Genomic DNA, 25,324 nt, shown 5'->3' on the forward strand with positions numbered 1-25,324 from the left:
CGACTCGCGGGAGCCCACAGCGCGACTCGCGGGAGCCCACAGCGCGACTCGCGGGGCCGGAACTACCGACTCGCGGGACGGGGCTCAGCTACGACGTTGTGGCGGGGGCCACTCCTGCGCCCGAGTGCGGGGCTGGGGGTTGCCCCGGCGGGGCCGCAGAGAGTCCTGAGGCCGGTCCTGCGGGCCTCCGGGCCACTCCTGTGGACCGGCGTCCCAGCCTCGAGGAGCGGGCCGCCTGGGACCGGGCACGGTGTCCATCCGTGTGGCGCCAGGATCGGCGACCCGGACGCCGCTGGGCACCGGTGCCGGCGCCCCCTGCTGCGGCGCCCCCTGCTGTGGCACTCCCTGCTGCCGCGCTCCCTGCTTCGGCACCACCGGCAGCACCTCGGTCGCCGGCAGCTCGGCGATCCGGCGGGCGGTGGCCTCGGCGAGCGTCCGCGGCCGCAGGACCGGGCCCTGGGGCACGGCTTCGTCGGCCTTCTTCCGCCGGGCCGCCGCGGCCCGCTTCCCGCCGGGCAGGATCTGCAGCGGCCGTCGGGCGGCCAGGTCCTCGACCCAGCCGAAGCAGGCCACCCCGATCAGGACGACCACCACCGCGCTGAGGATCAGCCAACCGTTCGAGTCGGGGAGGCCGAGCTTGTCGTTGGCCCAGGCCGCGATGTCGATGGCCGGGTTGTTCAGCAGGTAGATCGTGATCGCCCGCGCGTTGACCACGGAGATCAGCCGGCCGAGCCCGGGCACCTTGTCGACCCAGCCCATGGCCGGGTTGACCCGCAGCGCCAGCAGTACGAACCCGGCGGAGACGAGGGCCTGTGCCATCGGGATCTCGTTGAGGTCCAGCCCCGCCTCGGCCGACGGGTGCCCGACGGCCCAGAACATGCCCGCCGCGATGCCGGCCGCGGCGAGCCCGAGCAGGGCGGGCAACGGGAGCTTGCGGATCATGCCCTCGCGGTGCGCGAAGCCGAGCATCCAGCAGGCGCCGAAGGTCACGAAGTCGAGCAGTCCGGCGCCGAGCCCGCTGGCGCCGGACAGCGGCGACCCGAGCAGGCCGTCGCCGACGACGAGGACGAGCGGGACCAGCACGCTGATCACCGGTCTCTTCCGGAAGGCCGCGAGCATCACTGGCGTGAGCAGCACGAACCACAGGTAGGCGCGCAGGTACCAGAGCACCTCGACGGTGTCGAAGCCCCACTCGCTGCCCGGCGGGTCCATGATCGGGAAGACCCAGAAGACCAGGTCGCTCCACGGCACGCCGTTGCCGGCAGTGCCGGCGTCGGCGCCCTCGGAGCCCCAGCCCTGCCACACCATGAGCGGCACGAGGACCACGGCCATCAGCCACAGCGGCGGCAGGAGGCGCCGGATCCGCTGCCCGATGACGTCGATCGCGGGGGTCTTCCGCATCGACTGCACCATCAGTGACCCGCCCAGCGCGAACATCACGCCCATCGACGGGAAGGCGATCGACAGCCAGCCGAGCCCCAGCGCGTGGTAGACGACCACGCGGACCAGCGCGAGCCCGCGCAGGGAGTCGAGCCACCGCTCCCGGCCCCGCGGTCGCGCGACGGGGGCGGGGAGCGGTGACCCGGGGTCGTCGGCGGCCCGGGGCACGGGGGCGACGGCGGTGGGGGCGGGGCCGGCCACGGCCGGCATGCTCGGGAACGACGGGTGCCGCTCGGCCGTCCCCGGCGGCGGGACCGGTGCGGGGGACGCCTGCGGCGAGAGCAGCGCATCGACTGCGCCGGTGCGCTTGAGCTTCTGCCAGCGCACCCGGACGCCGCTGATGGCGCTCACGACGGACTGCACGAGCACCACGTACATGAGCTGCCGGTAGACGAACTGCTGCACCGGCAGCACCCACAGCGCGCCCTTGGGCTCGCCATCGACGTGGAAGGCGTAGATGCCGCCTGTGACCTGCAGCCCCATCATCAGGGTCCAGAGCAACAGCGTGGTCGCCGGATCCTCGAACAGCAGCCCGTAGAGCAGGAAGATGTCGACCAGCGGCGCGGAGAGCGGCAGCATGATCTGGAACAGCATCACGTGGGCCAGGCCCAGCCAGCCGAACGAGCCGGGCTCGCGCACCGCGCGCCGGTGCTTCCAGATGGCCTGCATGGTCCCGTAGCTCCACCGGTACCGCTGCCGCCAGAGCTGGCCCGCGGTGGCCGGCGCCTCGGTCCAGGCCAGCGCGCGCTCCTCGAACACGACCTTCCACCCGGACCGGCCCAGGGCGATGGTGAGGTCGGTGTCCTCGGCGAGGGTGTCGTCGGACAGCCCGCCGACCTCGCGCAGCGCCTCCTTGCGGAAGGCGCCGGCGGCACCGGGGATCGTGGTGATCGACGACGTCGTGTCCTGCACGCGGCGGTCGATCCCGAAGCCGACGACGTACTCGACGTGCTGCAGCCGGCCGATCAGGGTGTCGGTGTTGGCGACCTTGACGTTGCCCGCGACCGCGCCCACCCGCGGGTCGGCGAAGGGCTGGGCGAGGTGGCGCACGGTGTCCGGCTCGAAGACCGTGTCGCCGTCCATCATCACGACGACCTCGTACCGCGCGTTCGCCGTGCCGGTGTTGAGCGCCGCCGGCTTGCCCGCGTTGAGCTGCCGGATCACCCGGACGTTCGGCAGGTTCAGCGACTCGACGAGCTCGGCCGTGCCGTCGGACGAGCCGTCGTCGACGACGATCACCTCGAGCGGATGGTCGTTCGCGAGGATCGACCGCACGGTCGCCTCGATGTTCTTCGACTCGTTGTACGCCGGGACGATCACCGAGACGGGCTGGGTGTACGTCGGCCCCCAGGCCCAGTCGGGGTCGCGGCGCCGCTTGTCGTGCCTGCGGGCGGCGATGAGCATCAGGACCAGCCGCAGGATGACCAGCGCCGCGACCCCGGCGAGCAGCCAGCGCGCGGCGTCGGAGATCCACCAGGCCGCGCCGATGACCCCGAGCAGGAGCTTCCCGAACATGACGTCCGTGCTGCTCGCGGCCGGCGCGGGCGGCAGGTTCATCGCCTGCTCGACGGTCTTGAACGTGTAGCCGGAGGCCTGCAGCTGGGGGATCAGCTTGTCGAGCGCGGCGATCGTCTGGGTCCGGTCACCGCCGGAGTCGTGGAGCAGGATGGTGCCGCCCGTGCCGTCCTTCGGGGTGGCGTTGCGGACGATCTGGTCGACCCCGGGCCGCTTCCAGTCCTCGCCGTCGACGTCCGTCAGCACGGTCAGGTAGCCCATGGCCCCGACCCGCTTGACGGTCTGGTAGTCGATGTTGTCCAGCGCCCCGGCGCTCGAGGAGTACGGCGGCCGCATGAGGTAGCTCGAGGTGCCGGTGGCGCCCTGGATCACGAGCTGGGCCTCGGCCATCTCGCGCTCCACCCGCCAGGCGGGCGACGTGCCGAGGTCGGGGTGCGAGAAGGAGTGCACGCCGAGCTCGCCGCCGGAGTCGTGGATCTCCTTGACCAGCTCGGGGTAGCGGCTGGCCATCGAACCGACGACGAAGAAGGTGCCCGGGACGTTGTGCTTGCGCAGGATCGAGAGGACCTGCGGCGTCCATGTGGGGTCGGGCCCGTCGTCGAAGGTGAGGACGACGGTTCCCTTCGGGATGCTCGTCGACCGCACCGGGTCGTGCTGACCGTCGATGATCGGGCCACCCGTGAGGATGTCCTCGGGCACCTGATCCGACGAGACCGCCTCGTGGGCGCCGACCGCGTCGTTGCCGATCTTGCCGGCGGTCAGGCCGCAGACGACGAGCACGACGAGGAAGGCGGCGAGGAGCGAACCGACCAGCAGCCACGACGGCGCGGGCCGGACCGTCGCACGAGGGCGGGGCACGGCGAACCTTTCCCGACAGGGGGGAGCGCCGCGCCGGCGGGGTCCGGGCAGCGGCCTGTCATTCGGCTGTCGACGGCCCGCCGTGCCTTGTTACAGGCCGTGACCTGAATCCCGCCGGAGCTGCGCCGGACAGGCGAGTGCTTCTGGTCCGTTCCGCGGTCAGGGCGAGAGCGAACTGGACAAATCAGTCACCAAGCGTGGGGCGACGACGGTAGGCGTGACCGGTGGCCGACCTCGCAGGCCTCACCGAGGGTCGAGCCCGAGCCCTGCCAGGGTCCGGCGCGGGTCGCCGCCGGGCAGCAGCACCGCGAGCCGCTCCCGCACCTCCTCGTCCGTCCTCCCCTCCTCGGTGCGGGCGTAGGACCACAGGGCCTCGGCGTCGCCGCTGCGCAGCACGAGCGACCGGAGCGCAACGGCGAGGGCGTCGCGCTCCTCGCGGACGGCCGGGGCCTCGGAGGCGGGCAGGAGCTCGCCCCGGTGCAGGTCGGCCGCCCGGCGGGCGCGGCCGAGACGCAGGGCCTCGCGCAGGGCGAGGAAGTCGGCGTCGACGGCGGCCTGGAGGCGGTAGGGCTGGGTGCGCACGATCCCGGCGTCGAGCTGCACCCGCAGCCGGTGCATCTCCGCCCGGACCGTGACGGACTTGCCGGCGTCGCCGTAGAGGGCGGTGGCGAGCCGGTCGGCGGTGAGCCCCTCCGGGTGCAGCGCCAGCAGCATGAGCAGCTCGGCGTGCCGCGAGGAGAGCCGGATCGCCCGGCCGTCGAGCCGCGCGACGGGGCGCTCGGCCCCGAGGAAGCGCAGCGCCAGCGAGGGCCGGCGGCGGGCGCCGGGGCGGTGCAGGCGCAGCAGGTAGCCCTCCGCCAGCTGCTCCAGGACGCCCTCCCCGCGGGCGCCCAGCGCCACCCGCATTCCGTCGGCGGGGTCGAGGCCGAGGTCGACGCGCTCGGCGAGCCAGCCGTCGGGCTGGGCGGCGAGGACGCGCCCGCGCGGGCTCAGGAGCGCGCCGGGTTCGTCCCGGAGCCCGACCAGGTGCGGCAGGTTGCGGACGAGCAGCCGCTCGTCGCGCACCGCGATCCGCGTCTCGAGGTGCTTCTCGGCCAGCTTCGCCGCCGCGCCGACCAGCGCGAGGGTGGTCGGGTGGAAGGTGCGGGCGGGCCCGGTGATGTCGACGGCGCCGATCATCTCGCCCGAGTCGGGGCAGCCCGTGGTCGGGATCCACCCGGGCCGCGTTCGAGCGGCGCCACGAGTCCGACACCACATCACGGACCTGCTCGCTCATGTCCGCCCTCCGCCGACGCGTCGTCCCTCTCGATCGTCCTCCCACCTGCGAGGGCAGGCAACCCAAAGGCGTCTCCGCCCGTTCGGACTATCCGATCGGAGAGGTCCGCATCTGCGTGCAACGCGGCTGCAACCCTCAGGTTCCTAGTGTCCGGCGTCACGAGCTCGACCCAATGTGGAAGGACGGACATGGCCAAGTACGCCAACCCCGGGCAGCCGGACAGCGTCGTCAGCTTCAAGCCGCGCTACGACCATTTCATCGGCGGCGAGTACGTGGCCCCTGCGAAGGGTCAGTATTTCGAGAACCCGACTCCCATCACGGGGCAGACGTTCACCGAGGTCGCGCGCGGCACGTCCGAGGACGTCGAGAAGGCCCTGGACGCGGCGCACGCCGCCGCTCCGGCGTGGGGCAAGACCTCCGTCACCGAGCGCGCGAACATCCTCAACAAGATGGCCGACCGCATCGAGGCCAACCTCGAGAAGATCGCCGTCGCCGAGTCCTGGGAGAACGGCAAAGCGGTCCGCGAGACCCTCGCCGCGGACATCCCGCTCGCCATCGACCACCTGCGTTACTTCGCGGGGTCGGTGCGCGCGCAGGAAGGCAGCATCTCCCAGATCGACGAGGACACCGTCGCCTACCACTTCCACGAGCCGCTGGGCGTGGTCGGCCAGATCATCCCGTGGAACTTCCCGATCCTGATGGCGATCTGGAAGCTCGCGCCCGCCCTGGCGGCCGGCAACGCGGTCGTCCTCAAGCCGGCGGAGCAGACCCCGGCGTCGATCCACGTGCTGCTCGAGACGGTCGCCGACCTGCTGCCCCCGGGCGTGGTCAACATCGTCAACGGCTTCGGCGTCGAGGCGGGCAAGCCGCTGGCCTCGTCGAACCGGATCCGCAAGATCGCTTTCACCGGTGAGACCACGACCGGCCGGCTGATCTCGCAGTACGCGTCCGAGAACCTGATCCCGGTCACCCTCGAGCTGGGTGGCAAGAGCCCCAACATCTTCTTCAACGACGTGGCCTCGGCCAACGACGCCTTCTACGACAAGGCGCTCGAGGGCTTCGCGATGTTCGCGCTCAACCAGGGCGAGGTCTGCACCTGCCCGAGCCGCGCGCTCATCCAGGGCGGCATCTACGAGGAGTTCCTGCAGCAGGCCGTCAAGCGAACCGAGCAGATCAAGCAGGGCCACCCGCTCGACACCGACACGATGATCGGCGCGCAGGCCTCGAACGACCAGTTCGAGAAGATCCTGAGCTACATCGACATCGGCCGTCAGGAGGGTGCGAAGGTCCTCACCGGTGGTGACCGGGCCGACCTCGGTGGCGAGCTGTCCGGCGGGTACTACATCAACCCGACGGTGCTCGAGGGCAACAACGCGATGCGCGTCTTCCAGGAGGAGATCTTCGGGCCGGTCGTGTCCGTCGCTCGCTTCGAGGACTACGACGACGCCCTCAGGATCGCCAACGACACGCTCTACGGCCTCGGCGCCGGCGTGTGGTCGCGCGACGGGTCCGTGGCCTACCGCGCCGGCCGCGACATCCAGGCGGGTCGTGTGTGGGTGAACAACTACCACGCCTACCCGGCGCACGCGGCGTTCGGTGGCTACAAGCAGTCCGGCATCGGTCGCGAGAACCACAAGATGATGCTCGACCACTACCAGCAGACCAAGAACCTGCTGGTCAGCTACTCGCAGAACGCCCAGGGCTTCTTCTGATGGGTCAGTCCGCCGCGGAAGCAGCCGAGGTCCCGGGTTCCGGCACCGAACGCGTCGCCCTGACGCAGGCGGCGGCGGATCTCCTGGTCAGGCTCACCGAGGTCCACGGCCCGTTGATGTTCCACCAGTCCGGCGGGTGCTGCGACGGCAGCGCGCCGATGTGCTACCCGGACGGGGACTTCAGGATCGGCGGGCAGGACGTCCACCTGGGCGACCTGACCGTCGAGGGTCTGGAGAAGCCGGTCGGTTTCTACATGTCGGCGTCGCAGTACGAGTACTGGAAGCACACGCACCTCACCGTCGACGTGGTGAAGGGGCGCGGGAGCGGGTTCTCGGTCGAGGCGCCGGAGGGCGTCCGGTTCCTGATCCGCTCCCGGCTGTTCAGCGACGAGGAGTACGAGCGGCTCAGGGCCGAGCCGTGACCGTCTGAGAACCCATCGGCCACGGAAGCCCGAGGCCCCTTCGGGCGGAGGGGGCAATTCGCCGATTCCCTTCAAAGACGTCAGAGGAGGGCGTCGAGTCCACGCAACGTGGTCTCGGCGCCCTCTGCTATCCCCACCCCGCGACCGTGCCGGACCTGAGGCTCGCGGACGTTGATCCTGATCAGCGCGCCCGTCGCGGCGCTCGCCAGTTCGGCCTCGCGGCGCACCGTGGGCACGGCCGTGCCCGCCCCGATCTCGACGACCGCGAGCTCGCGGCGGTGCGCGCGAAGCCATTCGTGCAGGTCCTGGAGGACGGGCCCGGAACGGGTCGGGTCCCAGCCCCAGTCCCCGAACATGAGGATGTTCGGCCTGGCCAGGGCACCGCAGCCGGGGCAGCTCGGCAGCGGGTCACACGCCCGCATCGACTCCTCGTCGATCTCGGGGACGGGACCGGCGGGCCAGATCTCCTGCCCGCAGCCCGCGAGGCACTGCAGGTGGTGGATCGAGCCGTGCACCTCGGCCACGTCGTGGACGGCGGAGAACCCGGCGAGCTGGAACTGCCCGTCCACGTTCGAGGTGAAGACGCGGACCGGCATCCGGTCCGCCCACCGGCGCAGCACGGCGAACCCCGCGTGCGGCACCGTCCGCCGGTACAGCGCGAGCCGGTGGCCGTAGAACCCCCACGCCAGCGCGGGGTCGTCGGCGAAGTGGGCCGGATCGGCCAGCTCCTCGAACCGCAGGCCCAGACGCGCGTACGGCGGGTACGCGCGCCAGAAGCCCTCGGTGCCGCGGAAGTCCGGCAGGCCGGAGTCGACGCCCATGCCGGCGCCCGCGCAGACGAGCAGGGCGCCGGCGCCGCGGATCAGCTCCGCGGCCTCCTTGAGAGGGTTCAGCACCGGGCGTTCGCTCCGCGAGCTCCGCTCAGAGATCCACGACCTCGAACTCGAGCAGGTCCGCCCCGTGCGCGACGGGCTTGCCGCCGGCGTCCGGGGCACGCGAGCCGGCGTGCGCCTCGACGGCCGGGCCCGTGCGCCACGCCTCGAACGCCTCGTCCGACTCCCAGGTGGTGACGACGAAGTAGCGGTCGTCCCCCTTCACCGGGCGGAGCAGCTGGAAGCCGAGGAAGCCGGGCTGGTTGTCCACCGCGTGCTTGCGGTTGGCGAATCGCTTCTCGAGCTCGGGGCCCGCGTTCTCGGGCACGTGGATTGCGTTGATCTTCACGACGGCCATGTGCCCACGTTAGCCTCACCGGCGATGGAGGGGCGGCGATCGGTGCGGACGTCCGACGGGACCTCCCTCGCGGTCGTCGAGTTCGGGGGCGAGGGCCCACCCGTCCTGCTGCTGCACGGGCTCATGGGCCGCGGCTGGCGGACATGGCCGCATGGTTCGGGGCCGTGCCGCAGCCGTTCCCCTGTCGCGAGGCCGTGCGGGAGGCGTTCGGGCACCCCCGCCCGGAGCTGGGCGACTACATGGCCGAGTGCGTGGACGAACGGGCAAACGGCCTGCACCTGCTCACCCGGGTCCGCGACGCCCTGGAGATCGCCACCGGTTGGACGCGCGAGGCCCGGTGGGCCGACCTCGACGCCGTCCGTTCTCCCGCGCTGCTGGTCGAGGCCGAGGAGTCCGTCGCCCCGCCGGGGCAGATGGCGGCGATGGCGGAGCGGCTGGGGGCCGAGCACCGGCTGCTGCCCGGAACGGGACATCTGGTGCACGCGGACGAGAAGGAGTTCCTCGAGGTGGTCGAGCCCTTTCTCACCCGATGACGGTGACGCCCGGATCGGCGGGCACGGAGCGTTTCGGCCGACCTCGTCCCGTCGGTCGTTCCGGGGCTCTGCTCCGAACGGCGGTTCCTGAAATACGTACGTGGGGTTCACGACCATTTCGATCATTGTTTCCGCAGGTCACCTAGATTTTCGTTGCCGAAAGTGACTCCGGTTCACCGCATCGTCACCGGCTTGCTGAGACACACTCAGAAATGGCCTTGTGGGTCGCGTCGGCGCTGTGCAAGCCTCTGGCCACTCCATTCGGGAGCCGCGAATCCGCCGGGGCGCAGGCGAATTCCGGGTACAACGTCGAGAGCTGCGCGCCGCCGGCCAACCCGCCGACGAGGAGCGGGGTCCCGGGTCGCCGAGCCGGGACACCGGTGGGGGACGCGCCCGAGGTGTGGGGATGTACCAGGAGCGGAGAAGCGTCCTGGCCGCGGATGATGCGCCCGCGGCGGAACCGGACCGGGCCGGGGGGCCCGGGGCCCGGATCGACGAGCTGGTCGCGCCGGCCCGCCGGGGGGACGAGCGCGCACTGACGGAGCTGCTCGAGCTGGTGCGGCCGCTCGTGCTGCGGTACTGCGAGAACCGGCTGCACGGGTCGGCGGTCTCGGCCGAGGACGTCACGCAGGAGGTCTGCATCGCGCTCCTGCGGTCGTTGCCCTCCTACCGGGACCGCGGTCGGCCGTTCCTCGCGTTCGTGCACACGGTGGCCAGCCACCGGATCGCGAGCGCGTGCACCACGGCGGTCCGCACGCACGAGCGGGCGGTGGCCGAACCGCCGGAACCGGGCGGCGGGTGCGAACGCCGCGACCAGCCGGAGCTCAGCGCCCTCGACCGCGCGGCCGCCGCGGAGGTCGACGTGCTCTTGCGCCGGTTGCCCGGGCAGGCCCGGGAGATCCTGCTCATGCGGGTGGTGTGGGGGCTGTCGGTGCGGGAGACGGCCGACCATCTGGCACTGAAACCGGAGTCGGTGCGGCTGCACCAGCACCGCGCCCTCCAGGCGCTGCGCCGGATGCTCGCAGGCGGCGCGGCCTGGCAGCTCCGGCCGGAAGCGGGCTGAGCCACACGATGACCCCCGACGGCGACGGCACTCCCGCCGGCCGCCGGCCCCTCGACGAGGAGCCTGCGGCGGGTGGGTGCTGCCCGCGCGCCCCGGACCCGGTCGACCTCTCCGCCATCCTCGCCGACGACGCACTGCTCGACGCGCTCGGTCGGCACGCCCTCTCGGAGGACCGGATCCGGGAGTGCTACGGCTCCGATCCGGTCCTGGACCTGTTGCTGGAGTGGCGCGGTGTGCGGTGCGGTGGCGCGCCGCCGCCCGAGGAGGAAGCGCCTGCCGAGTCTCTCGTCGCCCCCGCGCGACCGCCGGTCGAGGAGGCCCGCCGCGCGCGTCGGCTCCCGATGGCCGCCGCCGCGGCGCTCGTGGTCGGCTGCCTGCTCGGCGCTGGGCTGGGCCAGGGGCCCGGAACGCTCGCCGTCGGGTCGGCGGACGCCGCCCGCATGGTCACCGCACGACTCGACCGGGCCGCGGCCGAGCTGGCCGTCGGGGACCGCGACAGCGCCCGCGTCGAGCTCGCGGGTGCGCGCCGGATGCTGCTCGGGGTCCGCGCCGAGGACGGCCGCGACGCCCTGGACGCGCGGCACGAGTCCCTCGCCCGCGCGGCCACCGGACCGAACACCGCCGCCGACCCGGCGTCGCCCGTGCCGGACCAGTCGGCACCCCCCGCCCGCGACGCGCAGGACGACGCCCCGCCCCCGAGGACGCCCGTCCGTTCGACGCCCAGTTCCGTCACCCCGCCGCCGGGCCCTGCTCCCACCCGGGACCGGTCGCAGCCGAGCTCTGCTCCCACCCGGTCGCGGCCGCAGCAGTCCGACGCCGACCGGCAGCACCCCGCACCCGGTCAGGGGCCGGTGACGTACGGCGGCGCCCGTCAGCGCACGGACAGCACGGACAGCACGGACAGCACGGACAGCACGGACAGCACGGACAGCACGGACTCGAGCCTCGCCGACACGGACCGCCACACCACGAGCAGTCCAGCGCCGCAGCGGCGCCAGGAGGTCCGCTACTCGGACCAGGCGACGCAGGACGACCGCAAGGTCCACGACACGGACCGGGACCCGCAGGAGAATCGCGCGGTCCGCGACACCGTTCCGGCCGCTCGGCCGCCGGCGTCCCACGACGTCCGCGACCGGCGCGGGGACACCACGAGCACCCGCGCGTCGGCGCCGGACACCCGGCACGCCCCGAACGACGACTCCTGGTCCGGGCAGAACGCGGACCGGGCCCGGTCGGGGCAGAACGCGGACCGGGCCCGGTCGGGGCAGCAGGAGGACCGGGGCCGCGAGGCCGCGTCCTGGGCCTCCGCGGACCGGACGTCGTCGACCGAGCGCGACGCCGTGGCGCGGAGCGACGACCGGAGCGGTACGGACTCCTCGTCGCGCCCGGGTGAGGATCGCGTCGTCGTGAGCGAACAGCGCAACGACCGGTCCTCGTGGCGATCCGGCGACCAGGGCCAGGGGTCCGACGCCACCAGTGACCAGCGCCGCGACACCGGGCGGAGCGAGGCGGCGGACAGTCTTCCCGAGACCGGCCGCGGTACCTCGTCGCAACAGGTGCGGCGGACCGACGGGTCCCGCGACCGGGCGTCGTGGTCGAACGGGACACGCCGACACGACGACGGCGGACAGGCGGCCGCCCGGACCGCCACCGAAGGACGCTCGGACGCCCGCTCCGGTTCGGACCGTGGATCCGGGCTGGACAGCGGGTCGCGTTCGGACACGCGCTCCGGCGCCGGCTCGACTTCCGATATCCGTTCCGGTTCGGACTCCCGCTCCGGCTCCGGTGCCCGCTCGGCCTCGGACTCCCGTTCCGGCTCGGACTCCCGCTCGGGTTCGGACTCCCGCTCCGGCTCCGGGAACCGGTCCGGGAGCCGCCCCGACAGCAGCGCCGGCTCGCAGAACGGCGCCCGGTCCGACTCCGGGAGCAGCGGGCAGCGCGGTGACTCCGGCGGACGGTCCGGGAACGGCTCGAGCGACCAGGGCGGACGGTCGGGCAGCGGCTCGAGCGGCTCGAGCAGCGACCACGGCAGCCAGGGCGGCCAGGGATCCGGTGACGACGCCACCGGCTCCCGGACAGGGCCCGCCGGCGACCAGGTCGCCATCGGCGGGCCCGACCGGACGGACCCGGCCGCCGGGCCCGGCCGCCGCGGGGACGAGGGGTCCCGCGACGGTGCGGACCCGGCGACGGGGTGGCAGCAGGCCTGAACCTCCGCTGCTCCTTCCGAGTGAAGAGGAGCGCCGGGTGCAACAGGCGACCGTTGGCCGTAGCTCTCCCTCGGTCCTCTCGTCCGAGAGGGCACACCATCCGAAGTGGAGCGGGCACGCGTCCGATGTGGACGGCTCCACACAAGGAGGAGGAATTCGACATGGGTTGGGGTAACGACGACTGGGGTGGCTGGGGAGACGACGACTGGGGTGGCTGGGGCCATGACGACGACTGGGGCGGCTGGGGCCACGGCTGGGGCTGGGGCGGCTGCTGACAGCGACTGACCGATCCGACGGCGGCGGTCCCGTTCCGCGGGGCCGCCGCCTCCTTCCCCAGGAGGTCGTCCGGTGCGCGACGTGCTGCGGTCGCTGGTGAGGCCCACTCCGTCCGAGGAGGTCGGGCTGGTCGACGCCGCGCCCGCGGTCGCCGTGCGCGAGATCTTCCGCCGGTTCGGGCCGGACGCGCGCCCCTTCCGGCGCCGGATGGCGGTCGTGCTCGTGCTCGTCGTCGTGACCCCGTTCCTCGACGCCGCCGTCGTCTGGCTGTACAAGCTGCTGATCGACGACGTCCTCGCCCCCCGGAACTTCGCCGCCTTCCCCCCGCTCGCGGCGTACTACCTGGGCCTCACGATCGCGATCGGGGTGCTCGGCGTCTTCACGACCTACCTCACCGCCTGGATCGGCGAGCACTTCCTGCACCGCCTGCGCGTGCGCGTGTTCAGCCACGTACAGACGCTCTCGCTCGGCTTCTTCGACCGCCGCAGGCTCGGCGACACGCTCAGCCGGCTGACCGGCGACCTCTCACAGATCGAGAGCCTCGTCCTCTCCGGCGTCACGCAGGTGGTGTCCTCGGTCGTCACCATCGCGGTGTTCAGTGCCGTGCTGTTCTACCTGAACTGGCTGCTGGCGCTGGTCGCGCTCGCGGCGGTCCCGCTGTTCGGCCTGGTGGCGAAGTGGTACTCGACGCGGATCCGGCACGCCTCGCGGGAGGTGCGTCAATGGTCGGGCGGCATCAGCGCGGTCACCGAGGAGAGCCTCGGCAACGCGATGCTGATCCAGGCGTACGGCGGCGAGCGGACCGAGGTGCGCCGCTTCGCCCGGCAGAGCAAGGGGGCCATCGAGGCCGTCCTGCGCATGACCCGGCTGCGCGCGATGTACTCGCCGTCGGTGCGGACGGTCGAGGTCCTCGGCGTGATGGCGATCATGGGCGTCGGCATCTGGCAGCTGAGCGCGGACAACCTCAGCCTCGGGGGGCTGCTCGCGTTCCTGGTCTACCTCTCCCAGCTGTTCTCGCCGGTCCGCGGCCTGAGCGGCTACTCGAACTCGGTGTACTCGGCGGCCGCCGCGGCCGAGCGGATCATCGAGATGCTCGACCAGCGGACCTCCGTCCCGGCCCCGGAGCACCCCGTGCGGCTGGCGCGGCCGGGCCCCGGCCCCACCCCGGCCCACCGGGTGCGCGGGGAGCTGCGGCTGGAGGAGGTCTGCTTCCGCTACCCGGAGAAGACCGTCCACGTGCTCGACGACCTGTCGGTCACGGTTCCGGTCGGCGGCACCACGGCGCTCGTCGGGGCCAGCGGGGCCGGCAAGACCACCCTGGTCAAGCTGCTCCTGCGGTTCTACGACCCGACCCGCGGCCGGATCCTGCTCGACGGCCGGGACCTGCGCGCGCTCGACCCCGCGGACCTGCGCGAGAACATCGCCGTCGTGCTCCAGGAGACCCTGCTGCTCGACGGCACCATCGCCGAGAACATCCTGGCCGGCCGGCCCGACGCGAGCCGCGAGGACCTGGTGCGCGCAGCGCGGGCCGCCGACGTCGACGACTTCGTCGACGCCCTTCCCGAGGGCTTCGAGACCCGCGTCGGCCAGCGGGGCCGCCTGCTCTCCGGCGGCCAGCGGCAGCGGATCGCCGTGGCCCGCGCGATGATCCGCGACGCGCCCGTCCTGCTCCTCGACGAGCCGACGACCAGCCTCGACGCCGAGTCCGCCGAACGGGTCCTCGGCCCGATGCGCCGGTTGATGGCCGGCCGCACCACGATCGTCATCTCGCACAACCTGCTCACGGTCACCGACGCCGACCAGATCGTCTACCTCGAGGACGGCCGGGTGACCGAGGCCGGCACCCATGCGGAGCTGCTCGCCCGGGACCGGCGCTACGCCCAGCTGTACCGGATGCACCACGACTCGGCACCGGTTCCCCTCGACCTCGCGGCCCGCCGGGCCGGCGGGTCCGGGGTCCGCGACAGGAAGGCGGCACGATGAGGATCGTCTGTGTCGGCGGTGGCCCCGCCGCCCTCTACTTCGCCATCTCGGCCAAGCGGCGCGACGCCGGGCACGAGATCACCGTGCTGGAGAAGGACCCGCGCGGGGCGACGTACGGCTGGGGCGTGGTCTGTCACGACGCGCTGCTCGACCGTCTCTACCGCAACGACCGCGAGTCCGCCCGCGCAATGATGGCGCGGTCCTACCTCTGGCAGGAACAGGAGGTGCACCTGCGAGGAGCGGAGACCGGGTACCTGCCCGGCTACGGCTTCAGCATCCCGCGGGCCGGCCTGCTGGAGGTGCTCGCGAACCGCGCGACCGACCTCGGCGTCGAGGTCCGCTACGAGGCCCCGGTCCCGGACACCGCGCTGGCCGACGGCACGTTCGACTCCGGCGAGCTGGCCGCCGACCTCGTCGTCGTGGCGGACGGGGCGCGCAGCCGGCTGCGCGACCACGTGGCCGACGACTACGGCACGACCCTGCGGACCGGGCGCAACCCCTACATCTGGCTCGGGACCCGCAAGGTCTTCTCCAGCTTCACCTTCGCCTTCGAGGAGACCCACGCCGGCTGGGTCTGGTGCTACGGGTACCCCACCAGCGCGGGGGTGAGCACCTTCATCGTCGAGTGCTCGCCCGAGACCTTCACCGGCCTCGGCCTGGACACCCTGCCGCACGAGGACGGCATCGAGCTGCTGCAGAAGATCTTCGCGCAGACGCTCGACGGGCAGGCGCTGATCAGCAGCTCCCGTGGCCGGCCCTCACCGTGGCTGCGGTTCCTGGAGGTGCGCAACGAGACCTGGCGGCACGCGAACACCATCCTGCTCGGCGACGCCGCGCACACGACGCATTACACGATGGGCCAGGGCACCCGGTTCGCGATGATGGACGCGATCATGCTGGCGCAGGCCCTGCAGGAACAGCCGTCGCTGTCGGCGGCGCTGGGCACGTTCGACCGGAAGGGCCGCGAGGCCCTGCGCACTGCGCAGGCCCAGGCCCGGACCGGATCGGCCTGGTTCGAGAGCGTCGACCGCTACCTGGACCGGGACGCCGTGGAGTTCGCGTACGCGCTGTCCTTCCGCTCGGGGGGCCAGCCGCCCTGGCGGTACCAGTGGCACATCGCCACCCAGTTCACCCCGGTGCGCAAGGGGCGCAGGGTGGTGCACAGCGGGCGACGCTGGTGGCGGGCCCGCAAGCGGGGCGACCAGGCCTTCGTGCCGCGTGGTCTGCTGCGCGCGAGCTGACCGCGCTCGGCCCGGCCCCGCTGCTCAGGCGAAGAGCGGCTCGCTCGACCCGTCCCGGGTGTCGGCGATCTCCACGCCCTCGATCGAGGCCCGCACCGGGCGGACGGGGTGCAGGAGCGCGAACGCGTCGGCGGGCCGCTCGTGCGCCAGCACGACGTGCGGGAGCCACGCCCCGGGCAGGTAGGAGCCGAAGGGCGAGCGGACCTTGCCGGCCAGCGCGTCGTGCACCGCGCTGTGCACGGCGAGCAGCTCGGTGTCGACGATCGCGGAGAGCACCAGGTCGTCGTCGTGGCCGGCGACGGAGCCGAGGGTCGGCAGCCACAGCGAGGGCAGGGTGAGCCCGCGCAACGCCTCGGTGAGCTCGACGCGCGCGGCGGCCGGGATCAGGGCGGCGGCCGCGAAGGTGAGGGTCGGGAGCTCGTGCGGGACGCGCAGCCCCTCGGCGGCGAGCCGGTCCCGGAGCTCGACCACGCGCTCCTCGGCGGCCATGTCGAGCCGGAAGCGGACGATCTGCGCCATCGAGCTCCTCGTACCCAGGGACCTTCGCGCGGTCAGTCTGTCGTATGCGCGGCCGTACCGCCCAGCACGAAGCGGCCGTCCGCGGTCTGTTCCGCCAGGCCGTCGATCAGCAATGACTCCAGACAGCGGTCCCGTTGCCCCCCATCGGCCCAGACGGCGTCGAGCGCGGCCTTGGACACCGGGTGCGCAGTCGCGCGCAGCACGTCCATCAGCTTGCCCCGCACCTGGCGGTCCGTCCCCGCGAAGCCCTGGACCGGACGGCGGGGCCCGGTGTAGTCCGGCCGGCCCGCCGCGACCCAGGCGCACTCCGCGTGGACCGGGCACACCGCGCACCGCGGCGACCGGGCCGTGCACACCACGGCGCCGAGCTCCATCAGGGCGGCGGAGACGACCGCGGCCTCCGCGTCGTCCGCGGGCAGGAGGGCGTCGACGTCGGCCAGGTCGGCCTTCACGCGGGCGGGGCCGGCGTCGCCCGCCCCGTGCACCGCACGCGCGACCACCCGTCGGACGTTGGTGTCGACGACCGGGGCGCGCAGCCCGTAGCCGAACGCGGCGACGGCCCGGGCCGTGTAGCTGCCGACGCCCGGCAGCGCCTCGAGTGCCGCGACGTCCGACGGCACGCGGTCGCCGTGCTCGGTCGCAATGGCCTGCGCCGCGGCGTGCAGCCGCATCGCCCGGCGCGGATATCCGAGCTTCCCCCAGGCGCGCACGACCTCGGCGCGGGACTCGGCGGCCAGCGCCGAGGGCGTCGGCCACTGCTCCATCCATCGCAGCCACACGGGCTCGACCCGCGACACGGGCGTCTGCTGCAGCATGAACTCGCTGACCAGCACGCCCCAGGGGGAGGTCCCCGGCAGCCGCCAGGGCAGGTCGCGGGCGTGCGCCCGGAACCACTCCGCGGTGCGCACGCCGAGCACGGAGGCGGGGCGGGGCAGCACGGACGTCATGCGGCGATCGTCGCACCGCCGGTCCGGGGGCGGCGTGGCCGGGTGGGTGATCGCCCGATACGGTCCCCCACACCGGTGGATCCGGCGCGCCGCGCCGCGCGAGGTCCTGCGACGTGTAGTAATCACGCATCTACTCTGCGTGACATGTGGGAGCCGGTCGGACCGCTGCCCGCGCACGTCTACTGGAAACGGCGCTGGCTGGCGCTGTTGTCCGTCATCGGCTTCTTCGTGGTGATCGGCTTCTCCGTCGCCGCGTTCACCCGCCCCACGCACGACCCCGGTCCGATCGACGAGGCCACGAACCGCGCGGCCAACAGCTCCGCCCTGCCGTCGGGGTCGGCGTCCGGGACCCTGCCCGGGTCCGCCGGGTCCGCCGGGTCCGCGTCGGCCGCGGCGCCGTCGACCGGCGCCCACCTCGACCCGACGACGGGCGACCCTTCGGCCGGGCCCGGCACCTCCGTCGACACGCCGCTGTCGGCCACGGGGGTGCCGATCGGGACGTCCGCCCCCGGCGCGACGACGTCGGGCGGGGACCCTGCCGGTGCGTTGGTCAAGGGTGGACCGGCCATGACCACCGCGACCACCACCGACGAGTCGAAGCGTCCCGACGACACTCCGCGTGCCTCGGTGCCGGTGCCGCCGACCGAGCCCGCGCCGCCGACCGGGCCGCCGCCCTGCACGAACGACATGATCGCGGTCGGCGCGGAGATCGACGCCCCGCAGCACAGGGTCGGCGACCGGCCGGAGCTGCGGCTCACCGTCGTCAACATCAGCAACCAGGCCTGCGTACGGGACCTGGACGGCGCACTGCAGGAGATCGTGGTGTGGGACCGTCCGATCACGACCCGGCTGTGGTCGAGCAACGACTGCGTGAACCCGTCCACACAGGACCTGCGAACCCTCGTGCCGGGTCAGCCGGTGGCCTTCGCGGTCACCTGGTCGGGGCTGTCGTCGAACCCCGGCTGCACGGCGGCCCGGACCCGGCTGCCGGCCGGCGACTACACCCTGCTGACCCGGGTCGCCGACAAGATCAGCGGCCCGACCTACTTCACGCTGACGCGCGCCTGATCCGCGCCAGCACCTGCGACACGTCCGAGACCTCGGTGACCTTCATCCCGGTCCCGGTGCCCGCGTCGCTGTCCGGCGGTACCAGGGCGTGGGTGAAGCCGAGCCGGGCGGCCTCGGCCAGCCGCCGGCGGACCCCGGAGACCCGGCGCACCTCCCCGGCCAGCCCCAGCTCACCCAGGACCACGAGGTCCGGAGGGAGGGCGACGTCGTTCTTCGCGGAGGCCACGGCCATCGCCAGGGCCAGGTCGGCCGCCGGCTCCGTGACCTTCATCCCGCCGACCGTGGCGGTGTAGACCTCGGAGTCCTGCAGCCGCACGCCGCCACGCCGCTCCAGGATCGCCAGCAGCATGGCCACCCGCGAGCTGTCCAGCCCGCTCACGGCCCGCCGGGGAGTGGGCATCGACGACGACGCGACGAGCGCCTGGACCTCGGCCAGCAGGGGCCGCCGCCCGTCCATGACGACGGTGACGGCGGTTCCCGGCACGACCGACGCCTGGGTGGCCCCGAACCGGGCGAGGAACAGCCCGGACGGATCCGGGAGGCCGACGATGCCCTCGTCCCGCAGCTCGAAGCAGCCGACCTCGTCCGCCGGCCCGAAGCGGTTCTTCACCCCGCGGACCATCCGCAGGGTGGAGTGCTTGTCGCCCTCGAACGCCAGCACCACGTCGACGAGGTGCTCGAGCGCCCGGGGACCGGCGATGTTGCCGTCCTTCGTCACGTGCCCGACGAGCAGCACGGGCAGCCCGCGCTCCTTCGCCAGAGCGGTGAGCGCCACGGTGACAGCGCGGGTCTGCGTGACGCCGCCGGGCGATCCGTCGACCTCCGGCGAGGTCATGGTCTGCACCGAGTCGACGATCAGCAGGTCGGGGCGCAGCGCGTCGACGTGCCCGAGGATCGACGAGAGATCCGACTCGGCCGCCAGGAACAGCCGGTCGTGCAGGGCCCCGGTGCGCTCGGCCCGCAGCCGGACCTGGCCCGCGGACTCCTCACCGGTGACGTAGAGGACCGAGCCGCCGCGCAGGGACGCCGCGGCCTTCGCGGCCACCTCGAGCAGGAGTGTGGACTTGCCCACGCCGGGCTCGCCGGCGAGCAGCACCACCGCGCCGGGGACCAGGCCGCCGCCCAGCACCCGGTCCAGCTCGTCGACCCCGGAGGGCCGGGCCCGGGCGGAGTCGAGGGCGACCTCGGCGATCGGGCGGGCCGGGGTGCTCGGCGCCCCCGCCGCGACCCTGCGCAGGCCACCGCCGGTCGCCGCGGTGCGGACGGGCTCGGCCTGCTCGGTCAGCGTGCCCCAGGCCTGGCAGCCGGGGCAGCGGCCCACCCACTGCGCGGCGCGGTGGCCGCACTCGCTGCAGACGTACGAGCTGCGGGCGGCGCGGGTCCTCGTGGTCATGGCGGGTCAGCGCCGGACGACGCGCGCCGGTGGGCGCGGGCTCAGTGGCCGCCGCCCTCGGCGGCGCCCTGGGCCGGCGCCTCGTCCTGGCGCGGCGTGGTCGGGTTCGCCACCGGGAGGTCGACCGTCAGCGGGCCGGCCTTCTCGAAGACGAGCGTGAGCGGGTAGGTGCGGCCGGCCACGATGTCGTCCTGCAGGCCGGTGATCTCCACGGTGACCCGCTTGGCGCCCGGAATGGCGGTGACGTCGCCCTCGGTGCCCGAGACCAGCGGCAGCCGGGGGGCGAGGGTCTGCTCGCCGGTGACGGTGACCTGCGTGCCGACCGGGCTGGAGGCCGAGACGAGCCGGTCGGCCGCCCCGCCGTCGTTCACGATCACCATCTCGACGAGGGCCTGGCCGCCCTTCTGGTAGACGGTCCCGGTCGGGGCGAGGCCGGTCGGCCAGGCGATCTCGGCGTTGCGCACGGCCACGTCGCCCACGACGCCGCCGGTCCCGCCGACGGCCGAGACCTGCTCGGAGGTCTGCGCGAGCTGACCCGCACCGCAGCCGGACAGGACGAGGGCGCCCAGGGTGGCCGTGCCGGCGGCCAGGACCTTCCACGCGCCCGGGCGCGTGGCGGAGCGTCGGGGGGAGGTCGCGCGGCTCACGGTTCGGGTGTCCTTCCTGACGGCCGGTCGTGCGGGTGCAGCCTAGTCGCCGGGTCCGACAGTCCGTGCACTCGGCTCTCGTGGCGTGCTCCCACGGACCCCCGCGTACCCGCGTCTGCACGTTTTACGCGCGTTGTCAACCCCGTGACCTGCGACGATGTGCCCTCCCGTCCGACGGGGGGCGGGTCGGGCGTGTTAACCTGGGTGCAGCGAAAGGGGCCAGAGGACACATGGTTTTCAAGGTCGGAGAGACCGTCGTCTACCCGCACCACGGTGCCGCTCTCATCGAGGCGATCGAGACCAGGACGATCAAGGGCGAGGAGCGCAAGTACCTCGTCCTGAAGGTCGCCCAGGGAGATCTGACGGTTCGCGTTCCCGCCGAGAACGCAGAGGTCGTGGGCGTTCGCGATGTCGTGGGCCAGGAGGGGTTGGACCGGGTGTTCGAGGTGCTGCGCACCCCGCACACCGAGGAGCCCACCAACTGGTCGCGCCGGTACAAGGCGAACCTGGAGAAGCTCGCGTCGGGCGACGTGAACAAGGTGGCCGAGGTCGTCCGCGACCTCTGGCGCCGGGAGAAGGACCGCGGGCTGTCCGCGGGCGAGAAGCGGATGCTGGCGAAGGCCCGGCAGATCCTCGTCAGCGAGCTCGCGCTGGCCGAGGGCACGGACGAGGAGCGGGCCGAAGCCCTGCTCGACGAGGTGCTGGCGACCACCAACGCCTGACCCGCCCCGCGATCGGCACGGTACGGCCCCATGGTGCCCACGGCCCGGCCGGCGTACGCGCCGGCGCGGAGGATGCGGTGAGTGTCGCGGCGGTCGTGCCGGCCGCCGGATCCGGCACCCGCCTCGGCGCCGGCGTGCCCAAGGCCTTCGTGCCGCTGGCAGGCGTGCCGATCGTGGTCCGGGCCGTCGACGGTCTGCTGGCCTCCGGCGCGGTCGACGAGGTGCTCGTCGCCGTGCCGGCCGACCTGCTCGACCACGCGCGGTCGCTGCTCGACGGCCGCCCCGTCACCGTCCTGGTGGGGGGCGGCGAGCGCACGGCGTCGGTGCGCCTCGCGCTCGACGTGCTGTCCGGTCCCCACGGCTGTGAACGACGGAGGGGACCCGCAGGTGACGGGCCACCCGAGGTCGTGCTGGTGCACGACGCCGCGCGCCCGCTCACACCGCCCGCGCTGGTCGCGGCGGTGGTGGCGGAGGTGCGGGCCGGTCACCCGGCGGTCGTACCCGCGCTCCCCCTGGCCGACACCGTCAAACGGGTGCGAATCGCCGCCGAGGTCGAGGCGACCGTCGACCGGTCCGAACTGCGCGCCGTCCAGACCCCGCAGGGCTTCGCGTGGGAGACGCTGCGCGCGGCCTACGAGAAGTCCGGTGTGGACGCCGTCGCCACGGACGACGCCGGCCTGGTCGAGCGGCTCGGCGAGCCGGTCGTCACCGTGCCGGGCGATCCCGCGGCGTTCAAGGTGACCACGCCCTGGGACCTGCGGATCGCGGAACTGCTGCTGGAGGACAAGGCGTGAGGACCGGGATCGGCACGGACGTGCACCCCGTCGAACCCGGGCGGCCCTGCTGGATCGCCGGGCTGTGGTGGGAGGGCGTCGACGGGTGCGCCGGCCATTCGGACGGCGACGTCGCCTGCCACGCCCTCTGCGACGCCCTGCTCTCCGCCGCCGGGCTCGGCGACCTCGGCGCGGTGTTCGGCACCGGTCGCCCCGAGTGGTCGGGCGCGAGCGGCGTCGCGCTCCTCGCCGAGGCCCATCGGCTGATCACCGCCGAGGGCTGGCGGGTCGGCAACGCCGCGGTGCAGGTGATCGGCAACCACCCGAAGATCGGCACCCGCCGGGACGAGGCGCAGAAGGTCCTGTCGGAGGTCGTCGGCGGGCCGGTGTCGGTCTCCGGCACCACCACGGACGGGCTCGGACTGACCGGCCGCGGGGAGGGCATCGCCGCGATCGCCACGGCCCTCCTCCTCCCCGCGTCGGCCTGAGCGGGCGGCGCTCCCGATCAGCGGGTCCGAGCCGGAGCGCCGACCGCCCGTCGGGCCGCCCTCCCCCGCTGTCACTCCGCTCTCATTCCGGGAACATCGCCTTGGTCCGCTCCTCGACCTCCTCCGGGGTCAGGTCCTCGGTCCGCTGGGCGACCATCCACTGGTGGCCGAACGGGTCGGTGAGCCGGCCGCCGCGCTCGCCGTAGGGCTGGTCAGCGATCGGGAACCGCACGGTCGCCCCGTTCTTCTCCATGAGCGCGCCCACGGCGTCGGCGTCGGCGACGTAGAGGGCGAGGATCGCCGAGCCGCCGCCGTCCGGCGGAGCGGGGTCGTACTCGTCGCCGTCCTTGACCGCCCACACGACATCCCCGGCGCGCAGCAGGGCGTGCACGACGTTTCCGCCGGGGGTCGCGTACCGCTCGACGAGCTCGGCGCCGAACGCCTCGCGGTAGAAGGCGATCGCCGCGTCGGCGCCCCGGACGGGCAGGCGGGGGTAGAGCTGCTCGATGCGTGTCATGCCGCCCAGCGTGCCCGGACGGCCGTCCGGCGTCTTGGAGGAATGTGATGCAGCCCTGCCGCAGTCCCCGGACCAGGGCGTCCGTACCCTGGGGAGGGTGAGCGTCCGACTCTTCGACACCCTGACCAGGACGCAGCGGGACTTCGTGCCGCTGCGGGCCGGAGCCGTGTCGATGTACGTCTGTGGCGCCACGGTGCAGGGACTGCCGCACATCGGGCACGTCCGCAGCTCGCTGAACTACGACGTGCTGCGCCGGTGGCTGGGCCGTTCGGAGCCCGGCCGCGAGGGCCTCGACGTCACGCTCGTGCGGAACGTCACCGACATCGACGACAAGATCCTGCGCAAGGCGGCCGAGGCAGGCCGACCCTGGTGGGAGTGGGCCGCGACGCACGAGCGGGCCTTCTCCGCGGCGTACGACGCGCTGGGTTGCCTCCCGGCGTCGCTCGAGCCGCGGGCCACCGGGCACGTCACGCAGATGGTCGCCTACATCGACCGGCTGATCGAGGGCGGGCACGCCTACGCCGCGGGTGGCGACGTCTACTTCGCCGTCCGCACGTTCCCGGACTACGGGCGGCTGTCGGGCCAGAAGGTCGACGACGTCGCGCAGGGCGAGGGCGACCAGAACGCCAAGCGGGATTCGCTGGACTTCACGCTGTGGAAGGCCGCCAAGCCGGGTGAGCCGTCGTGGCCCACCCCGTGGGGGCCGGGCCGGCCGGGCTGGCACCTCGAGTGCTCGGCGATGGCCACCACCTACCTCGGGCCGGAGTTCGACATCCACGGCGGCGGGCTCGACCTGGTGTTCCCGCACCACGAGAACGAGCGCGCCCAGTCCTGCGCGGTGGGCGACCGGTTCGCGCGGTACTGGCTGCACAACGCGTGGGTCACCATGGGCGGCGAGAAGATGTCGAAGTCGCTCGGCAACACGTTGTCGATCGACGCGTTGCTCCAGCGGGTCCGCGGCGTCGAGCTGCGGTACTACCTCGTCGGCCCGCACTACCGGTCGGCGATCGAGTACTCCGACGCCGCACTGTCCGAGGCGGTCGCGGCGTTCCGGCGGATCGAGTCGTTCCTGCACCGCACCGGCGAGCGGGCCGGTGCGCCGGGAGTCGCCGACCGGGTGCCGGCGGAGTTCGCCGCCGCGCTCGACGACGACCTGGGCACGCCCGGCGGCCTCGCCGTGCTGCACACCACGGTGCGGGAGGGAAACGCCGCGCTCGACTCCGGCGACAGGAAGGCGGCGACCGCGGCGGCCGAGTCCGTCCGCGCGATGGCCGCCGTGCTCGGCGTCGACCCGCTCGACCCGCGCTGGCGCGGCGGTGACCGCGCCGACGAGGCCGCGCTCGGCGCACTGACCTCGCTCGTCGAGGAGCTGCTGGAGCGCCGTCAGGCGGCCCGCAAGGCGAAGGACTTCGCCGAGGCGGACGCGCTGCGCGACCGGCTGCTCGCGGCGGGCATCGCCGTCGAGGACGGCGCCGACGGCCCCACGTGGTCGCTCAAGAACGCCTGAACCAAGAGACAGGGAACATGGCCGGCAACTCCAAGCGCCGCGGTGCGGTGCGCAAGGAAGGCACGAAGAAGGGCGCCGTCGTCGGCTCCGGGGGCCAGCGCCGCCGCGGGCTCGAGGGCAAGGGGCCGACGCCGCCCGCGTCCGCGCGCAAGGGGCACCCGGCCCAGCGCCGGGCGGCGGCGAAGGACCGCCGCGCCGCCGCGGGCACCCGCGGGCGCCGTCCCCAGGACGGCGACGTCCCGGAGACCGTGCTCGGTCGCAACCCCGTGCTGGAGTGCCTGCGGGCCGGGGTCCCGGCCACGGCGCTGCGGGTGGTCGTCGGCGCGACGTCGGACGAGCGCGTGGCCGAGTCGGTGCACCTCGCGGCCGACGCCGGGCTGTCGATCCTCGAGGTCGAGCGCGGCGAGCTGGACCGGATCTCCGGCGGCGCCCTGCACCAGGGCATCGCGCTGCAGATCCCGCCCTACGAGTACGCGCACCCGGACGAGCTGCTGGAGGCGGCGTCGGAGTCCGGGCAGCCCGCCCTGATCGTCGCGCTCGACGGCGTCACGGACCCGCGCAACCTGGGCGCGGTCGTGCGCTCGGTCAGCGCCTTCGGCGGGCACGGCGTGGTCGTGCCGCAGCGCCGCTCGGCGGGGATGACCGCGGTGGCCTGGCGGACCTCGGCGGGCACGGCCGCGCGGCTGCCGGTCGCCCGCGCCACCAACCTCACCCGAACCCTGCGCGAGTACGCGCAGACCGGGCTGATGGTGGCCGGTCTCGACGCCGAGGGCGACGTCTCGCTCGACGAGTTCGACCTCGCCACCGACCCGCTGGTGATCGTGACCGGCTCGGAGGGCAAGGGCCTGTCCCGGCTCGTCCGCGAGTCCTGCGACGTCACGGTCTCGATCCCGATGGCCGGCGAGGTCGAGTCGCTCAACGCCTCGGTGGCCGCCAGCGTGGTGCTGGCCGAGGTCGCGCGGCGCCGCCGCCAGGCCTGAGCGCCGG

At 73.6% G+C, this 25,324-nt stretch carries 22 protein-coding genes; 13 read left to right on the forward strand and 9 right to left on the reverse strand.

The window, feature by feature from the left end; all coding sequences use genetic code 11:
- Positions 1-84: 84 nt before the first annotated feature.
- Positions 85-3,813, reverse strand: coding sequence for a glycosyltransferase (locus tag LWC33_RS15185; protein WP_233305029.1), 3,729 nt, complete (start codon positions 3,811-3,813; stop codon positions 85-87).
- A gap of 243 nt (positions 3,814-4,056) precedes the next feature.
- Positions 4,057-4,992, reverse strand: a complete 936-nt coding sequence (locus tag LWC33_RS15190) for a sigma-54-dependent transcriptional regulator family protein (RefSeq protein ID WP_233305030.1) — start codon at positions 4,990-4,992, stop codon at positions 4,057-4,059.
- A gap of 285 nt (positions 4,993-5,277) precedes the next feature.
- Between LWC33_RS15190 and exaC the strand changes: the two genes are divergently transcribed.
- Both exaC and LWC33_RS15200 read left to right on the forward strand, forming a co-directional pair.
- Complete coding sequence (gene exaC, locus LWC33_RS15195) at positions 5,278-6,801, forward strand: acetaldehyde dehydrogenase ExaC (protein WP_233305031.1); 1,524 nt, start codon at positions 5,278-5,280, stop codon at positions 6,799-6,801.
- Positions 6,801-7,223 carry a DUF779 domain-containing protein gene (locus LWC33_RS15200; protein WP_233305032.1) on the forward strand — a complete coding sequence of 141 codons (423 nt, stop codon included), beginning with the start codon at positions 6,801-6,803 and terminating at the stop codon, positions 7,221-7,223. Before exaC ends, LWC33_RS15200 begins: the two co-directional genes overlap by 1 nt.
- A gap of 80 nt (positions 7,224-7,303) precedes the next feature.
- Here LWC33_RS15200 and LWC33_RS15205 read toward each other — a convergent pair whose 3' ends face one another.
- Both LWC33_RS15205 and LWC33_RS15210 read right to left on the reverse strand, forming a co-directional pair.
- Positions 7,304-8,119, reverse strand: a complete 816-nt coding sequence (locus LWC33_RS15205) for an SIR2 family NAD-dependent protein deacylase (protein ID WP_372476612.1) — start codon at positions 8,117-8,119, stop codon at positions 7,304-7,306.
- Positions 8,120-8,144: 25 nt separating this feature from the next.
- Positions 8,145-8,453: an antibiotic biosynthesis monooxygenase family protein gene (locus tag LWC33_RS15210; RefSeq protein WP_233305033.1), complete on the reverse strand. Its 309-nt coding sequence runs from the start codon at positions 8,451-8,453 to the stop codon at positions 8,145-8,147.
- A gap of 143 nt (positions 8,454-8,596) precedes the next feature.
- Here LWC33_RS15210 and LWC33_RS15215 point away from each other — a divergent pair, with 143 nt between their 5' ends.
- The 5 genes from LWC33_RS15215 (at position 8,597) to LWC33_RS15235 (ending at position 15,756) form a co-directional block, all read left to right on the forward strand.
- A complete protein-coding gene (locus LWC33_RS15215) occupies positions 8,597-8,986 on the forward strand; it encodes an alpha/beta fold hydrolase (RefSeq protein ID WP_233305034.1) in 390 nt (129 codons plus the stop codon).
- Positions 8,987-9,392: 406 nt separating this feature from the next.
- Positions 9,393-10,049 carry a sigma-70 family RNA polymerase sigma factor gene (locus tag LWC33_RS15220; RefSeq protein ID WP_233305035.1) on the forward strand — a complete coding sequence of 219 codons (657 nt, stop codon included), beginning with the start codon at positions 9,393-9,395 and terminating at the stop codon, positions 10,047-10,049.
- Positions 10,050-10,057: 8 nt separating this feature from the next.
- Complete coding sequence (locus tag LWC33_RS15225; RefSeq protein WP_233305036.1) at positions 10,058-12,256, forward strand: hypothetical protein; 2,199 nt, start codon at positions 10,058-10,060, stop codon at positions 12,254-12,256.
- 348 nt (positions 12,257-12,604) lie between these two features.
- Complete coding sequence (locus LWC33_RS15230; RefSeq protein WP_233305037.1) at positions 12,605-14,515, forward strand: ABC transporter ATP-binding protein; 1,911 nt, start codon at positions 12,605-12,607, stop codon at positions 14,513-14,515.
- Positions 14,512-15,756 (forward strand): FAD-dependent monooxygenase, encoded by a 1,245-nt coding sequence (locus tag LWC33_RS15235; protein WP_233305038.1) that lies wholly within the window; start codon positions 14,512-14,514, stop codon positions 15,754-15,756. The genes LWC33_RS15230 and LWC33_RS15235 overlap by 4 nt, the downstream gene beginning before the upstream one ends.
- A gap of 24 nt (positions 15,757-15,780) precedes the next feature.
- On the opposite strand, the gene LWC33_RS15240 is transcribed toward LWC33_RS15235, so the two are convergent.
- The gene (locus tag LWC33_RS15240) at positions 15,781-16,275 is read right to left on the reverse strand and encodes a 2'-5' RNA ligase family protein (RefSeq protein ID WP_233305039.1); all 495 of its coding nucleotides are present in this window, start codon (positions 16,273-16,275) and stop codon (positions 15,781-15,783) included.
- Between the two features lie 32 nt (positions 16,276-16,307).
- On the reverse strand, positions 16,308-17,222 hold the full coding sequence (locus LWC33_RS15245) for an iron-sulfur binding domain-containing protein (protein WP_233305040.1): 915 nt from the start codon (positions 17,220-17,222) through the stop codon (positions 16,308-16,310).
- Between the two features lie 144 nt (positions 17,223-17,366).
- Between LWC33_RS15245 and LWC33_RS15250 the strand changes: the two genes are divergently transcribed.
- Positions 17,367-18,290 (forward strand): hypothetical protein, encoded by a 924-nt coding sequence (locus LWC33_RS15250; RefSeq protein ID WP_233305041.1) that lies wholly within the window; start codon positions 17,367-17,369, stop codon positions 18,288-18,290.
- Here the strand turns inward: LWC33_RS15250 and radA are convergent.
- Entirely contained in the window at positions 18,271-19,683 is a 1,413-nt protein-coding gene (gene radA, locus LWC33_RS15255) for a DNA repair protein RadA (RefSeq protein ID WP_233305042.1), read from the reverse strand. The two genes, LWC33_RS15250 and radA, sit on opposite strands and share 20 nt — an antisense overlap.
- A 41-nt stretch (positions 19,684-19,724) precedes the next feature.
- Entirely contained in the window at positions 19,725-20,330 is a 606-nt protein-coding gene (locus LWC33_RS36035) for a copper chaperone PCu(A)C domain-containing protein (protein ID WP_233305043.1), read from the reverse strand.
- Between the two features lie 230 nt (positions 20,331-20,560).
- Between LWC33_RS36035 and LWC33_RS15265 the strand changes: the two genes are divergently transcribed.
- The 3 genes from LWC33_RS15265 to ispF all read left to right on the forward strand — a co-directional run bounded on the left by LWC33_RS15265 (position 20,561) and on the right by ispF (position 22,313).
- Entirely contained in the window at positions 20,561-21,052 is a 492-nt protein-coding gene (locus LWC33_RS15265) for a CarD family transcriptional regulator (protein ID WP_037045267.1), read from the forward strand.
- A gap of 77 nt (positions 21,053-21,129) precedes the next feature.
- On the forward strand, positions 21,130-21,846 hold the full coding sequence (gene ispD / locus LWC33_RS15270) for a 2-C-methyl-D-erythritol 4-phosphate cytidylyltransferase (protein WP_233305044.1): 717 nt from the start codon (positions 21,130-21,132) through the stop codon (positions 21,844-21,846).
- Positions 21,843-22,313 (forward strand): 2-C-methyl-D-erythritol 2,4-cyclodiphosphate synthase, encoded by a 471-nt coding sequence (gene ispF, locus LWC33_RS15275; protein WP_233305045.1) that lies wholly within the window; start codon positions 21,843-21,845, stop codon positions 22,311-22,313. The genes ispD and ispF overlap by 4 nt, the downstream gene beginning before the upstream one ends.
- A gap of 82 nt (positions 22,314-22,395) precedes the next feature.
- On the opposite strand, the gene LWC33_RS15280 is transcribed toward ispF, so the two are convergent.
- Positions 22,396-22,830, reverse strand: coding sequence for a VOC family protein (locus tag LWC33_RS15280; RefSeq protein WP_233305046.1), 435 nt, complete (start codon positions 22,828-22,830; stop codon positions 22,396-22,398).
- 97 nt (positions 22,831-22,927) lie between these two features.
- Between LWC33_RS15280 and cysS the strand changes: the two genes are divergently transcribed.
- Both cysS and rlmB read left to right on the forward strand, forming a co-directional pair.
- The gene (cysS, locus tag LWC33_RS15285) at positions 22,928-24,337 is read left to right on the forward strand and encodes a cysteine--tRNA ligase (RefSeq protein WP_233305047.1); all 1,410 of its coding nucleotides are present in this window, start codon (positions 22,928-22,930) and stop codon (positions 24,335-24,337) included.
- A 17-nt stretch (positions 24,338-24,354) separates the two neighbouring features.
- Positions 24,355-25,317, forward strand: coding sequence for a 23S rRNA (guanosine(2251)-2'-O)-methyltransferase RlmB (gene rlmB / locus LWC33_RS15290; protein ID WP_233305048.1), 963 nt, complete (start codon positions 24,355-24,357; stop codon positions 25,315-25,317).
- Positions 25,318-25,324: the final 7 nt, after the last annotated feature.

The organism is Pseudonocardia terrae (assembly GCF_021343995.1).
Lineage (GTDB): Bacteria > Actinomycetota > Actinomycetes > Mycobacteriales > Pseudonocardiaceae > Pseudonocardia > Pseudonocardia terrae.

Excerpts from the sequence above, each read along its gene's own strand:
- LWC33_RS15190 (WP_233305030.1), bottom strand. The coding sequence starts at position 4,992 with ATGATCGGCGCCGTCGACATCACCGGGCCCGCCCGCACCTTCCACCCG.
- exaC (WP_233305031.1), top strand. The coding sequence starts at position 5,278 with ATGGCCAAGTACGCCAACCCCGGGCAGCCGGACAGCGTCGTCAGCTTC.
- LWC33_RS15200 (WP_233305032.1), top strand. The coding sequence starts at position 6,801 with ATGGGTCAGTCCGCCGCGGAAGCAGCCGAGGTCCCGGGTTCCGGCACC.
- LWC33_RS15210 (WP_233305033.1), bottom strand. The coding sequence starts at position 8,453 with ATGGCCGTCGTGAAGATCAACGCAATCCACGTGCCCGAGAACGCGGGC.
- LWC33_RS15215 (WP_233305034.1), top strand. The coding sequence starts at position 8,597 with ATGGCCGCATGGTTCGGGGCCGTGCCGCAGCCGTTCCCCTGTCGCGAG.
- LWC33_RS15220 (WP_233305035.1), top strand. The coding sequence starts at position 9,393 with ATGTACCAGGAGCGGAGAAGCGTCCTGGCCGCGGATGATGCGCCCGCG.
- LWC33_RS15225 (WP_233305036.1), top strand. The coding sequence starts at position 10,058 with ATGACCCCCGACGGCGACGGCACTCCCGCCGGCCGCCGGCCCCTCGAC.
- LWC33_RS15235 (WP_233305038.1), top strand. The coding sequence starts at position 14,512 with ATGAGGATCGTCTGTGTCGGCGGTGGCCCCGCCGCCCTCTACTTCGCC.
- LWC33_RS15240 (WP_233305039.1), bottom strand. The coding sequence starts at position 16,275 with ATGGCGCAGATCGTCCGCTTCCGGCTCGACATGGCCGCCGAGGAGCGC.
- LWC33_RS15245 (WP_233305040.1), bottom strand. The coding sequence starts at position 17,222 with ATGACGTCCGTGCTGCCCCGCCCCGCCTCCGTGCTCGGCGTGCGCACC.
- LWC33_RS15250 (WP_233305041.1), top strand. The coding sequence starts at position 17,367 with ATGTGGGAGCCGGTCGGACCGCTGCCCGCGCACGTCTACTGGAAACGG.
- radA (WP_233305042.1), bottom strand. The coding sequence starts at position 19,683 with ATGACCACGAGGACCCGCGCCGCCCGCAGCTCGTACGTCTGCAGCGAG.
- LWC33_RS15265 (WP_037045267.1), top strand. The coding sequence starts at position 20,561 with ATGGTTTTCAAGGTCGGAGAGACCGTCGTCTACCCGCACCACGGTGCC.
- LWC33_RS15280 (WP_233305046.1), bottom strand. The coding sequence starts at position 22,830 with ATGACACGCATCGAGCAGCTCTACCCCCGCCTGCCCGTCCGGGGCGCC.
- rlmB (WP_233305048.1), top strand. The coding sequence starts at position 24,355 with ATGGCCGGCAACTCCAAGCGCCGCGGTGCGGTGCGCAAGGAAGGCACG.